Annotated in this window: 13 protein-coding genes; 1 reads left to right on the top strand and 12 read right to left on the bottom strand. The window is 38.8% G+C overall.

The window, feature by feature from the left end; all coding sequences use genetic code 11:
• Positions 1 to 11: 11 nt before the first annotated feature.
• Entirely contained in the window at positions 12 to 2,624 is a 2,613-nt protein-coding gene (locus BTR25_RS13540; RefSeq protein WP_075688575.1) for a phage tail protein, read from the bottom strand.
• A gap of 159 nt (positions 2,625 to 2,783) precedes the next feature.
• Between BTR25_RS13540 and BTR25_RS13535 the strand changes: the two genes are divergently transcribed.
• Positions 2,784 to 3,116, top strand: a complete 333-nt coding sequence (locus tag BTR25_RS13535) for a hypothetical protein (RefSeq protein WP_075688574.1) — start codon at positions 2,784 to 2,786, stop codon at positions 3,114 to 3,116.
• Between the two features lie 96 nt (positions 3,117 to 3,212).
• On the opposite strand, the gene BTR25_RS13530 is transcribed toward BTR25_RS13535, so the two are convergent.
• The 11 genes from BTR25_RS13530 to BTR25_RS13480 all read right to left on the bottom strand — a co-directional run bounded on the left by BTR25_RS13530 (position 3,213) and on the right by BTR25_RS13480 (position 13,409).
• The gene (locus BTR25_RS13530; protein WP_254842709.1) at positions 3,213 to 4,088 is read right to left on the bottom strand and encodes a hypothetical protein; all 876 of its coding nucleotides are present in this window, start codon (positions 4,086 to 4,088) and stop codon (positions 3,213 to 3,215) included.
• 76 nt (positions 4,089 to 4,164) lie between these two features.
• A complete protein-coding gene (locus BTR25_RS13525) occupies positions 4,165 to 6,561 on the bottom strand; it encodes a hypothetical protein (protein WP_075688573.1) in 2,397 nt (798 codons plus the stop codon).
• A 30-nt stretch (positions 6,562 to 6,591) separates the two neighbouring features.
• Positions 6,592 to 6,936 (bottom strand): hypothetical protein, encoded by a 345-nt coding sequence (locus tag BTR25_RS13520; RefSeq protein WP_075688572.1) that lies wholly within the window; start codon positions 6,934 to 6,936, stop codon positions 6,592 to 6,594.
• Between the two features lie 15 nt (positions 6,937 to 6,951).
• Complete coding sequence (locus BTR25_RS13515; protein ID WP_075688571.1) at positions 6,952 to 7,524, bottom strand: hypothetical protein; 573 nt, start codon at positions 7,522 to 7,524, stop codon at positions 6,952 to 6,954.
• Positions 7,525 to 7,543: 19 nt separating this feature from the next.
• The gene (locus tag BTR25_RS13510) at positions 7,544 to 8,329 is read right to left on the bottom strand and encodes a phage tail domain-containing protein (protein WP_075688570.1); all 786 of its coding nucleotides are present in this window, start codon (positions 8,327 to 8,329) and stop codon (positions 7,544 to 7,546) included.
• Positions 8,326 to 11,403 (bottom strand): phage tail tape measure protein, encoded by a 3,078-nt coding sequence (locus BTR25_RS13505; RefSeq protein ID WP_075688569.1) that lies wholly within the window; start codon positions 11,401 to 11,403, stop codon positions 8,326 to 8,328. Before BTR25_RS13505 ends, BTR25_RS13510 begins: the two co-directional genes overlap by 4 nt.
• Before the next feature lie 4 nt (positions 11,404 to 11,407).
• The gene (locus BTR25_RS13500; protein WP_075688568.1) at positions 11,408 to 11,785 is read right to left on the bottom strand and encodes a phenylalanine racemase; all 378 of its coding nucleotides are present in this window, start codon (positions 11,783 to 11,785) and stop codon (positions 11,408 to 11,410) included.
• A gap of 56 nt (positions 11,786 to 11,841) precedes the next feature.
• Positions 11,842 to 12,144 carry a segregation and condensation protein B gene (locus BTR25_RS13495; RefSeq protein WP_075688567.1) on the bottom strand — a complete coding sequence of 101 codons (303 nt, stop codon included), beginning with the start codon at positions 12,142 to 12,144 and terminating at the stop codon, positions 11,842 to 11,844.
• A gap of 19 nt (positions 12,145 to 12,163) precedes the next feature.
• The gene (locus BTR25_RS13490) at positions 12,164 to 12,640 is read right to left on the bottom strand and encodes a phage major tail protein, TP901-1 family (protein ID WP_075688566.1); all 477 of its coding nucleotides are present in this window, start codon (positions 12,638 to 12,640) and stop codon (positions 12,164 to 12,166) included.
• An 11-nt stretch (positions 12,641 to 12,651) separates the two neighbouring features.
• Complete coding sequence (locus tag BTR25_RS13485) at positions 12,652 to 13,062, bottom strand: DUF5072 family protein (protein WP_075688565.1); 411 nt, start codon at positions 13,060 to 13,062, stop codon at positions 12,652 to 12,654.
• A 14-nt stretch (positions 13,063 to 13,076) separates the two neighbouring features.
• Complete coding sequence (locus BTR25_RS13480) at positions 13,077 to 13,409, bottom strand: DUF3307 domain-containing protein (RefSeq protein WP_075688564.1); 333 nt, start codon at positions 13,407 to 13,409, stop codon at positions 13,077 to 13,079.
• Positions 13,410 to 13,413: the final 4 nt, after the last annotated feature.

Genomic DNA, 13,413 nt, shown 5'->3' with positions numbered 1-13,413 from the left:
AGTATCTCCCCCTAAGCGTACGTCACTTTCACCTTACACGTTCCTGTCATTACCGCATAATCCTCTTTTAAGTCATTTGAAATATAGACCCCTATACCTTTTGCTGCACCAGACGAAAAGTTATTATAAAATGAAGAAGGAACATTTACCCAACCGTTGCCTCCTACACTTAAACTAATTTCAGAATATTGTGATGACTGAGTTGCGGGACTTGGTGAAGAGGGCTGTGTTTTATGGCCATGCCACCTAACTTGCACAGGAGCTGGATTATTTACACCCCCACTTTTTCTTTCAACATACACACTCATTCCCTTGATATTCTTACCTACTAATACGTCTAATTGATTTCCAAAAAACCAAAATCCAGATTGTCTACCATAACCCCAACTTGCTTGACGAGGTTCCCTTGCATCTGCGTTCCAATAACCATACGACACATTGTAACAATGATAACCTTCATTCGTAAACTCAACTGTTGTATCTGGCGGTGGCGGTGGTGTTGGTGGTGTTGGTGCACTTGGATGAGTGAAGGTATCTAATATTTTTCCTCCCCTTGCAGTATAACTATTGAAGGTTGTCCCAGCAGGTGCATTTCCATGACCTGTTATAATGGCTCCATCAACGGCTACTAAACCAGCAGTTCCTAAACCGTCACAACCTGTAAGAAAAACCTTGCTATTGTATGCCGCCCTTATAACGTCACTTGATTTCCAACCACGTACTCCACTTAAACGTGCTCCACTACCACATTCAATTAATATTGCTGCATATACAATATCATTTCCATATAGAACAGTGTTTGCCACATATACGTCAATACATCTGTCTATTTTCAGTACTGCATTATGTTCATTTTCATTACAATTTATTGATAAGTTTTGTACATCAATAGGTAATGAGCAGTTTTTAATAAGTAAATTCCCATTAATTTTATTATCTGTAGTCTGAAAATCTAATAAAAGACCTCCTGATCCGGAAAAACCTGTAATTTTAATTTTTTCATTAACATTTCGACCGTTACTATAATGAACATAAATACTTACTTGGGCGTTGATAATTTTTGGTAATGAATCTAATATTGGTTGTATTGTTTTTTTAGGAGTTGTCCAAGACCTTCCATCATTTGAATCATTACCATTTATAGGATCTACATAAAAATTAAGTGCAACTTTTTGTTGATATGCTACTTGATCGTTTATAAAATTATCAACTGCCAACTTCTCTATATATCCACCATTAAAGTTAAAGTTTGCTAATGCATCTTCTCCATTTTCTTTTAAAATCACTAATTCCCCGTGCTCATTTAGTAACCCACCAAGACTTAGAGAACCGCCTCGCAACCTATCAAAAAGCATAGTCCCAACTGTGATTAAATCAGCGACAAAACCATCAGCCGTCATGGCTGTACGAAACGTAAACCCACCGTCCACACTAACAGCCACACCTGCTGAGTTAAACAGAACAAGATGATTAGGATTATCTTTCGAACGGGCAATAATACCGTTGTTAAACTCAAGCTCTGTTTGGGCGCTCTGCATCGCCTCGGTTGCCCTTTTAACCGCATCATCTAACACACTGTAAGGTAGTTTTCTAGTGCCCTCTAGAATACCGTTTATGTCTTTTTGTGTACGGCTAAACTCAACTAATTTATCCGTCATGTTGTTACGATAGTTTGCTAGAGTGACATCCGTTTTAATCGGATAATCATTAAACTCTGTAAACTCCTCAGTTATGTCCATGATTCGAGTTTCAAGGTCTAATCCCATCGGCTCATAGATTAAAAATACATCGTCACCCTCGTTAGGCACATCATAAGGATAACCAGCACGTCTCAAGTCCACAAAATCAATGGTGATGGATAGCTCTGGTTTATCTATTAACTCTGCCACTAAGCGCTCGTTTAAACCATCTAGTGTCGTGTAGCGCTCGTCTCTTACTGGCTTAGCGTGTCTAATGCCAAATAAATCCGCATTAGGTGAGGTGTACTCTGATTGGATCACATACGTACCATCCTCATTTTGTTTGCCATACCCCTTGATATAGGTGGATAGGTTATTGGTGTTCACATCTCTGGTTAGGGTTTTAATATTGTAGCTATACCGAAATTGGAAGTCTGTTGCATTGCCTATTTTTTGCTTAAAGGTTAGGTGTGTACCACTTCGAGTGAACTCCGCACCGTAGCGCTTTATCCCTGCTTGGTATAAAGCTATTCGATTATCATCTCCAAATTTCTCCCAGTCTTTAGCATAAAAAGTGTCTATAATATCCCAAGTATAAGGTGTTCCAGCAAAAACAAATTGAAGAAATGCTTGAAAGGTCATAGACCCCGTGTGCAACGTATAAATATGGTCATCGATTAAATCAAAAAATGTGTGGATGGCCACGACCTCTTTATAAAATGTTTTACCTTTGTTTTTTTCCGATACTTGTTTGATTCGGTACTCTTCACCTTTAAATTCCACAATTGATTCTTCTTGCACTAGGTTAAAGGAGTGAGCATTTTGTTCTGTTGGCTGCAATAAAAAAGCCAGCGTTTTCTCTCCGCTGACGTTTCTAAATCGCTTTAACCCTTTATAGCCGGTTAATGCTTCTGTATTGCCGCTTATATCTGTAATAATGAGCAATTTCTCACCGCCCTTCTATAAATAAAAAGAGCCCTGAAAGGACTCTACTGTACGTGATATCTTTTATGTGCTTGTTTTTTACACAAACTATTTTTTCCTTCATGTTTATGAATTTCGGTACATATAGTTAATTAGTCATAAACAAGGAGGAACAGATAAATGCCCTTAGTAACCCTGTTGGAATACCTGAAAAATAACAATTTAAAGCATAATATTTTGGTAGTTGATCAAGTAGCCTTAAATGATGTTAAGTTGGACTTCTATGAAATCAGCTCTGAAAACTGCTGGATTCACACTGACCAAGGGCACGAAATAAAATTAGATTTAACCAAATTTAAAAAAATTACTTTTGATGCAGGCGCGTGGAAAGCAACAAATAGTACCGAAATGATTCGCTGTATAAATAGCTTAGAAAATGAAATACCATACAATGCTTACTTAGAAAATGCTAAAGACGAGATTTTTGCAGGCTTTTATGGAATTGGAAAATAGTGAATTAAAATCCCGACTGTTAATCAGCCGGGATTTTTTATGACCTTTTTGTTGGTCTCACCGATAAGGTCTTATCTCACATAAGACATTCGTTAGTTAAGTAATTTCAGGAAAAACTTGTTTTTGTAGCTGGCTTCCTATTGCATGGTATTTGAAAATGCCTTCATCATCGAACCCATTTGCTATAGCTTTGGATTCAATTCCCTTATCGCTTAACCTACAAATGACTACCCCTTGCAGATCCAATAATTCCTTTGCAAGTTCAGGACGAAAACAAACATTAAAAGATTCTTTCTTTGCAACAGATGGATAAAGCCATGCATCTTGAGCAACTTTCGGAGGTAAATCAAAATAATCTTTTGCAATTCTTTCAGAAACTCTATATAGATATTCAGTACCTTGTCCAACATCTTTGGTAAATTCATCTCTTAAAAAGTTAATTAATAACCTCAATTTTAAATTTTCTAATTCTGTTAGCTGCTCAATTCTTTCAAAATTACCTATTCTATTAACCTTAATCTCATCTCTTGCCTTATATACTATTAAAGAAAAAAATTCACCATCTTTTACTTTTGCTTCCTTAATTGCTACAAGAGGGTCCCCAGGTGCAGTATATAATAAGGACTCATTTACCTTATTTAACCTTCCCATTGCCTTAATTATATTAGCAGGAGGGTTCCATGCATCCTGTTCAACTCTCATTCCTTTTAAAGGGATAATTGTATCATCAGATTCGAGTTTTCGAACTCGATAAAATTTAGTACCGCTTGGATAGGAGCCCATTAAAACAGGAAATCTAAATTCTGAGCCGTTTTCAGTTTTAAATATCATTACATTACTAATAGCAGCAAACAATTCGGCATCTGTTATGCTTTGTAAATCAATTTTTTTAAATTCATCAATTTTGGTTAAAAAGATATCAACATCTACATAGCTTAAAAAAGTTTTAATCTCTTTTATGAAATCCATCATAATTACACCTCACAGTCCTTTTCTAAAAAGTATACCAAAACTTGGGTGTGATAAGATGATTTCTTGTAAATAGGTTTTACCTCTTCGCATACAACAACCGTTTAGCAGCTCGCCTCAATGGCTGTGGTCTGCCCACAATCGTACCTTCCTTGCCTGTTAATTCGTACAATTGCGGTTTGATGAAGTCGAATGAACCTCTTGCCGCCCTGTTTGAAAGTCTTATTGTTACTTGATTAACGTTTGAAGGCACTGTAAATATCCCGTTAGTTTGTTTCAAAGATAATCCGTTATCAATATAAAATAACGATGTACCTATTACTCCTATGCCTTGTCTAACAGAAAATTCACCACCATTTAAACTGCTTGCAAGATAGCTAGTGTTTGGCGAAACATTTAAAACAATTGTACTATCTAAAAAATCTCCAATTCCGTCCAACCGCCCAACATCTTTCCCCAACACTTTGAAATTAGGGTGTAAATTCCAACGGCTATCCTCAAAGCTAGGAATAAGGTTTTTCGCGTTTGGTATGACTTTATCGCCTACAATATTGCTAGGGTTTTCAAAGTCGTATGTTGCGACAACTGCACCGTTTAAATAACACGTTACTTTGTAGAGTGTGCCTTTCAAGGTTTCTCTTGACCCCGAAGCTATCTCAAATCTACTAAAAATAGAAACATCATCGGTGAAAGGGTTTGTGAAAATAGCTTTAATTTTTGTACGCTGTTTTTCTGGTATATTTCCATTTGTGATTCCATCAACTAAATATGAAAAACTTGTACCTTTATCAATTGTCCCGATAGTCCTAAAATACAAATACCCATCCGCTAAACCACCCCTAGCATCAAAAATATATTGTGATTTACTTGAAACTTTCGAATCAATCAAACAATCAATCTCAATGCTATCCATGGTCATGCTCGGTAATTGCAAGTAATCCGATGTGCCGTTAAACGCTAACCCTGTTTTGGCACGTGGTAGGACGAGTTGGTACGGTTCGTATGGTGTGGATTGTGAACTATGTTCTAACTGTGGTCTTGCACTTTCAATTTCTGAAAGTTGCATGTTTGTATTATCTATACGTCTTAACCAAACTCTAAAGACGCTTGTAGTTGGTTGCGGTGTTATAACCAATGAACTAGCGTAAGGGTTCCATTTGACAAGTGAACCACTTGAAGTAAATTCATCTACTCCAATTGCATACCCACTTCCCGCTTGTAAAGCGTATGTGTATTTGTTGACTATCAAAACATCATACCTACAATAAATATCTGCCTTTACCCAGTTAAAAGTAGGTAACAAATTCTTCTTCGGCACGTACTTCAACGGTTTCTTGTTCACTTGTACCGCATACGGCTCGTATGGTGTGGCGGTTGTGCCTTCTACTAGCATAATGTCAGTTATTTCAACTATTTCATTAGCTGTAGCTGAACCGTAAATTATAAGCGTATTATACAAAGCAATATCAGAAGGTGTCGTAAAGGTGTTTTGTTTAAAGCCTACAGAAGCACCTGCATTTAAGTGGAAAAATGAAACGCCATTTTGCAAGGTAATCCTACCATACGCACCAGAAGCACTACCTGATGTACTTTCAACATTACAAGTTAATGTATAAGTTGTATTAGGTTTTAAAAACGGATTGATTGAAGAAACGCCATTTGAATATCCTGTTGCCTTGTACCCATTAGAGATATGTGTAAACCCAGCATTTACATAATTTTTAAAGTTAAACAAATTCTTCTTCGCAACAGGCAACACCATACGTTCCCCACGTTTTTTCTCGTATGGGGAGGGGGTGGTTCCTAGATTTAACATTGGGCGTTTGAAGGTGAATTTGCCTAGTACATTCGTGTTCTGAAACCAAATTCTTATACGGTTAGTGCCGCCTTTTGTAGTAAACAATAACCTCCCCTTTGACATTCCTGGCGTGTAATAGGAATTGTCACTTCGGTCTTGTATAACTAACTGCCCATCACCGTCAAAACTTACAGTATAAGTACTTAAAGGTTTCACATCAATATCCAATAAACTCGCTCGATAAGTCCCTGTAGCGTTCAATTCAAGGGTCTCATCATCAATCACTGTTGCGTCAGGACTTATATTCCACTTCCCACTCAAAAACCCGTCTATCCCATTAATCGTTAATTTCGGCAAAGGCTTTTGAACTAGTTGAATGTCCTCGATTATTATGTCGCCTTTAGAATCCACGTCATACAAGTAATGAAAACCCGTTGAATTTGGTGTAGGTGTAATCTCAAAGGTATATGTTTTGAAGTTACCATCTAACGTAAATCTACCTTTATTTACTAGATTATTTATTAATTCCAACCTACCGCCCGACATTGATTTAGCTTTGAGTGTTACTACATAAGGTTGAAGTACATTTAAAGATACTCTATTGTTAGCTGTCAAACCTGTCGGCAAAGGATTGAAACTAGTAGATAATCCCGCCAACTTCCAAAGGTTTAAACTCATACGTTCACCGCCTTTCACGTACAGGGAGCGTTATTCCACGCTCTCCGTGTCCAATTCTTCTGTTGATTCAGGTTGCACAATTCCGTTTGCATCAATACCTAGCGTATGAACTAAGGAATCATAGGACTTGATGACCGCATAGGTGTCACCGTTGATGCACTTTTCCCAATCTTGTTTATTGTATTCGGGTAATACGTATTCATTAGATGGTGGCTCATATCCGTTTTCAACTATAAACGCATCAATAATGACTTGTGTTTGCTCTTGTACATATAAAACTTCTTCGTGGGTTAATTCCATTACACCGCTAACCCACCCTGGTTTTTTAAAGTCAACGTTTGTCCAATCTCCGTCAATCGGCCCGTTAAATGGCATTTGTCATTCCTCCTTTTAGGATTTTAAATATAACCATGCACTCATTGTGTGTGGTGCTGTGTCCCCATTTTGCAATTGTAAACGACAATAACGTGCTTTTATATCTGTAATATAAGGTTTTTCTTTTAATGCAATACTAGGAAAAACTTCCGTTCCGTGCTGGTTTGTATTGTCATTTGACCAATGAATTTGTACAACTTGGTTATTATTTGCTAAATCAGAAATCATTGTAACCCCAACTTTATCAAACCCGTCTACATCAATCCATGCCCCACTATTTGCATTACTTGGTGCGATAATCGCCCCACTATGCGTTTGAATGGTTTGGCTTAATCTTGCTTGGATGTCTACTGGAATAATTGCCTGTGCTTCTTTGATACTCGTATTAACCGCACCGCCGCTGCTGTCGGCTCCAGCAATCTTAACTGGTATTTCCTGCCCTTGTGGAATGTTACTCCCAGTTAGTTTGACATGAGCAGCTCCGTTCGAGCCCTCCTGAACCTCGTACTGATCGGTAGTAGGATTAAAAAATTGTTCAACTTTCGAATAATTAGCGTCTCTTTTTTGCGCTTTTGTATTATGCGGCATCTTTTTCGTCAACTCCTTTTTATAAGGTATAAAATCTAAACTCAAATGATATTTCAAACGTTCCAGCTGCACCTACTAGTTGAAATTCATTCCACCCTGGTGCAATGTTTATCAGTTTACGGTTGCTATCTCTAAAGATAGATAATCCGTTTTTCGTGGCCCGGATGCCATCGAGTATGATCGTGTCGTTTGTAGTAGTCGTGCCAGTAAAATTCCACTCATCGCTTGTTGTTAGGTTTTTAATTGCTAAGTTAGTGGATGTACCTTTATACGTGATTAAAAGAAGCATCCTTCTAGGATTTACTGCTTGACTGCCCGCATTAAAAATTTCAAATGTACTGGTCGCATGTTTGTATTTTTGTATCTTATTGCCGCTAATTTGAGCAACTGACATTTCCAAGGTAGTTTCGATTGATTCTGCCCAAGGCAAAAAAGAGCCAAATTCCACTTCAAAAAATCCGTATTTGTTGACCTGTTTCGGTGAAAAACCGCTCGATTTTACGAGCCAGCGTTTTTCAGGTTCTCTGCTATCAATCAAATACACGGATTCTCTCGTTAAAAACAACCTAAAAGCTTCATTCCGTTTTAAAGCGTATTCGGATATGCTCTCAGCTTCATAATAAAAAGAGCCGCGCATCTTTCTAGGTCCGTAGGTTGTCCCTAGATCGATTAAGCCGTCAGCTCCTTCGATTACCTCTGTTTCGTGTATAGGTTCCGGGGCATCAATCACAAAATCAAGAGTTTTAATCCCTGATTCTTCAAAATCGATTTGTTCCCCATTTTTTCTTTCAATGACTAAATTCATGTTTTCATCCCTCCAAAAATCAACTTAGAGGTGAATTTGCTATTCTGCATATCATCGATGTGTGGATAAGTAGCCCTGGCCACTTCAATACTGTCGAGATTGACTACCAGTTCAATCGGCCCAGTAACTCCTGATGATCCCGATTCTTTTGTACGGTCCTGTCTATCCACATTGCTGCTATTAGTTTTAGCTGCCTCCCTCGCATACCTCATAGATACATCGTGAGGTATCACCTGGGCTCCGTTTGGCAAATTAACGAGCTCGCCTCTGCCCCCTTCATTCATTCGAGCAAAACCACCAGCAAAATCATCTGTACCGCGAGCAAGATAAGGGATTTTTCCAATGCTGACGCCAGGTATTTTATTAATTAGGCTAATCGCGCTGTTAATGCCTCCGATTACTCCATTAACAAAGCCTTTTACTTGTCCAACAAGCTTAGCGACATTTCCTGAAATACCACTAAAAATCCCACTTACAAACGAGGTTAGCCCGCTCCAGGCGCCTTGAATGGCATTAAAAACTCCAGTGATTTTATTAGATACGCTATCCATGATTCCGGATATAGTGCTTCTAATTTTGTTAAATACATCGGACACCTTGGATGTTAGTCCACTGATAACTGATCCTATTTGATTAATGGCAGTACCGATAAAAGTGGATACGTTTCGAAACACGCCACTGATCACAGTAAAAACTGTATTAAATATCCCTGTAACCGTGATGACAATCGGACGGATTACATCGATAATAGCCGCGATAACACCTGCCACAAAAACAATAATTGGGGCGATAACCGCCATAATTGCGTTTATGATTCCGGCTACAAATGCCACAAGAGGACTGATTACGGATATAATGCCTGCGACGATCTGTACGACCACAGTAACAATGCTCATAATAATCGGGACAAGCACCTTAATAACCGCCATAATCACACCTATGATGGCGATAAGTGCTGGAGCTACTGTTTGTACAATATTCATAAACGCAGCTATAACACTCTGTATGACCGGTAAGAGAGCACTGATTAATACCCCGACTAAAGGTACGACCTGGGCAATAATCCCCGCAAAAATCATCACTACGTCCATGATGATGGGTACCAGCTGATTAAATAGAGAAATTAAAACGGGTAACACGGTGCTAACAATTCCCATGATCGTCATACCTACTTGCATAAAGATAGGGATTAGCGTGGATATTGCTTGCATTAAAATAGGGATGACCGCGCTTGCTAACTGCCCAATAGCTGTACCTATGGTTGCTACTACCGGAATAAGCATTGCGGCTACTTCGGAAAAGGCTGCTGTTATTTGCGGACCAAAATTTTGAAACAACATAATGACTATTTTAACGATTGGATTTAGGCCGGTAAGAATAGAAATTAGCTGAACGATAAACCCACTACCGACTCCGCTAGCAGATTGAAACCCACCGATTAGACTTGAAAAGAAAGTTGTGAAAATAGGGATAATCGTTTGAATAATTCCCCAAACCGTTTTAAACACGGCTGCTATTTTTGTGCCAATTGTACCGAGAGCTTCCATGATTGCTGGGCCTGAGTTTTGAAAAGCATTACTTAAGGCGTTTCCAATGTTAACTAGTATGGGCTGTAAGGTTGCCCATATATTTTGAAATATAGGAGTGAGAAACTGAACAACACTCATTACTTTATCCTTTATGGAATTAAAGACGGATATTACGTTATTCCTAAAGGCTTCATTCTTGGCCATTTGATAAGCAAACGAAGCACCTAAAGCGACAATAGCGCCTATCACTAATCCAATAGGGCTAATCAAAAATCCTAGAGCCGATACAAGAGCGCCTATGCCCATTATCATGAATCCTAATATCATTAGTACGGGTCCAATCGAAACAGCTAGACCAGCCATTATAGCAATCATCGTTTGCGTCTTAGGAGATAATGCGCCGATTTTTGTAGCTAATTCGGTTAAATATTGTGTAGCTTGCCTTAGGTAAGGGCCGATCTTGTCATACAGCACAAGACCTAATTCGGATAGCGCTGATGAAAGAGAGGATAAATCCCCTTTTAAGTTATCTTGCATCGTTTTAGCCATGTTACTTAAAGCGCCATCAGAGGCTTCAATCTCGGCCTTTAAATCTCCATACTCCATACCTAAACCGTCTAACAAAAAGTTAAAACCTTTCATTTGTTCCTTACCTGCAATCATGCTAATCATTTGGGTTCTTTGTTCTTCGTTGAGTCCTGCCATTGCTTGTTTGACTTCAAGCAAAGTGGCTTCTACGCCTTTAAAATTACCCTGGCTATCAAAAGCAGAGACTCCTAGAGTTTCCATCGCTTTCCCTGCTTGACCCGCACCACTAGTTAAGTTTACAAGGATTGAGTTTAACGCGTTCCCTGCCTCAGCACCTTTTAAACCACGGTTTGCCATTATACCGAGTAAGGCACTTGATTCAGCGATAGGAGTTCTAAGGTTTTTTAGCGTTCCCCCAACTGCTAAAAAAGCAGTCATAAGTGTGTCAATGTCCGTGTTTGCCTTTTGAGATGTCTTAGCAACTTTATCTAAATAGTTAGGCAGGTCTTTAACCTCTACACCTAAAGCTGACATCGAATCAGTTACCAAGTCAGATGCTCTAGCCAAATCAATACTTCCTGCTTCGGATAATCTGAGGATTGGTTCAAGTCCCGCCATCATCTGAGTATTGTCCCAGCCTGCAAGTGCCATATATGATAAGGCGTCTGCCGCTTCACTTGCACTTTTACTTGTTGACGCACCCATCTCTCGAGCTTTTTTCTCTAATTCTTTCAAATCTGCCCCTGTTGCACCTGATATGGCCGCAACATTAGACATACTTGATTCAAAATCCATACCAGTTTGTATTGCTGATTTACCCAAAGCAAGAATTGGTAAAGTAGCTGCAGTAACAATAGCACCAGCAGTAGCAGTCTTTTTACCAAACTCACTAATCTTTTCACCGGCTGCTTTTGTCTTTTCAGATAACTGATTTACAGTATCAGCTGCGCTACGAAATGCCCTTGTAAATCCACTGGCATCTCCTGTTATCTTGGCGCTTAATGTATAATCCGCCATCTATTTACCCCTTTCCCTTAGGGATAGGCTTTTTCATTCCATTTGCCTTATAGACCAAATCAACCCAGCCTTTGCCTTTGGTTGCTTCCATCTCTAAAATGTTCTTAACTGCATTTTCGTTGTATTCCTTGTCCGCCAGGTTCTTTTTCGGAAACAGCTCAATAAACTTTTTCCCTTTTTTGCGGTTTATGTTCGCTTCTGCGTTTAATACAGCGTTACGGGTCCAAGTGGTATCTTTCATAAACTTGTTTTCATGTTCTTTCCGGATAAACATTTTTTCTTTTTCGGTTAACATGTCAAATTCAGCACGAGACAGGCCGATTTGAACAACAAAAAAAGCTAGATCCCTTTCATACGAAAAGTCTCTAGCCAATTCTGCCATTCTAATATCCTGAGGGGTAGGCACGTAATCGTTAGGCAGATCACTTTCGATCAGCTCTAACGGAACATAAAACCCATATCATCTTGTAGTTTCTCCACAATCGCCATATTGACGGTAATTAACCCGTTTTCTTCTACTACTTTTTCAAACATCTCAGCAGCTACTTTTTGCTTCACCACTTCATTGGTGGATTCTTCTACTAGAGCCATTGAAAACAATGTTTCTAAGGTGGCATAAGGCATGATACCGTTATTCTTGGTTACTTCTCCTACAATGCTTGTCTTTGCTACTAATTCAATGGTTTTAACTTTTTTCGTATTATATTTCAGCGTGTATACGGTTCCTTCAACTTCAAACATTTTTCAATTCCTCCCCTAATTAAACTTCCGGTACGATTGCTGCATCTTCAAGATCCACTAATGCCCCAGTGCCCTGGAGCGAGATAGAATAAGTGACAGCATCATCATATGGAGCTTCAATCGGGTAGCTTGTTAATAGCGCCAAACCTGCAAACATTTCTGTCTTCGCTTTTTGGTTAGTGACTTTAATTAAGACAGGATCATCACCGTCAAAAATAGTTTTTAATAATTGATGAGAGTCATGGTCACGTACATAAACGCCGTCGTTATCGATTGACCACTCTTTAAAGCCGACTACGTTCTCTTTCCAGCCACCTTGAGTGTCCTTTGAAGTAACCTCAATGGTATCTTTATCACGATTGATCGTAAGACCTTGCTGGCCAGCAATGGCCAGTAGGGTAGTGCCTGTTGTATCCCAAATGGATAGCAAGATATCTTTACCAGCGATAGCCTTGTTAATCTTGCCAGTTAATTCTGTATATAATGCTTGAGTCATCTAAATTCCTCCTAGATTTTCATTTTGTATCCGTAAAAAATAGTAAAATCATAGCCCATGATGGCGTGTTTCGTGCCGTCTGCTTCGTCCATAATCTGTTGCACCCCTGTAGGAGTCTGCATAATCACCTCATACTCTTCAGGCAACTCGATTTCTTCTGACAAAGCTTCTTCTAGTTTCTGGATGGCGTCAAAGATAGGAACAGATCCGTTCTGTCCGTCTGCAAATACGTGGATAAAAATTTGATACCTTTCCTTCCACATAGTCTTGCTAGGGTCAGGTACTTGTCCCACAATCTCGGCATAATAAAAAGGCATAGGAGCGTTGGATGGTACGCTATCATAACAACGTAAGCCCGTATTGTCCTGCACCTTTTTAATAACGGCAGCAAGTACCGTTGTAAATGATAGTTTTTTAATCATCCTGCATTACTCCTTTAAACATTCATTCCGATAAATAAAAACAATTGTCCAAGATGAATTAATTGGTCTATTAAAAGACCACCTTTTAAGCTGTCCAAATTTTTGTACCAAAGTTTATTTGTTGCTTTTAAATAATCCGCGACAGCATGAACTACAAATAATAATGCGATATCTAAGTAACTAATATCAAAACCAATTAGATACCCAGCAATTGCAATGCATCCTGTCCATATCCCTGCATGACTAATTAAAACAATTAGATTTTTCCCTTTCATATTAGCTAAAAATTCACCTTGCAACGGGTAATCTGCTAATAAATGGGCAAACATTAGTATCAATAGATACATTGGG

Origin of the sequence: Bacillus sp. MRMR6 (assembly GCF_001940785.1) — a bacterium.
Classification (GTDB): Bacteria; Bacillota; Bacilli; order Bacillales; family Cytobacillaceae; genus Neobacillus.
This window is presented reverse-complemented; position numbering and strand designations above follow the sequence as displayed.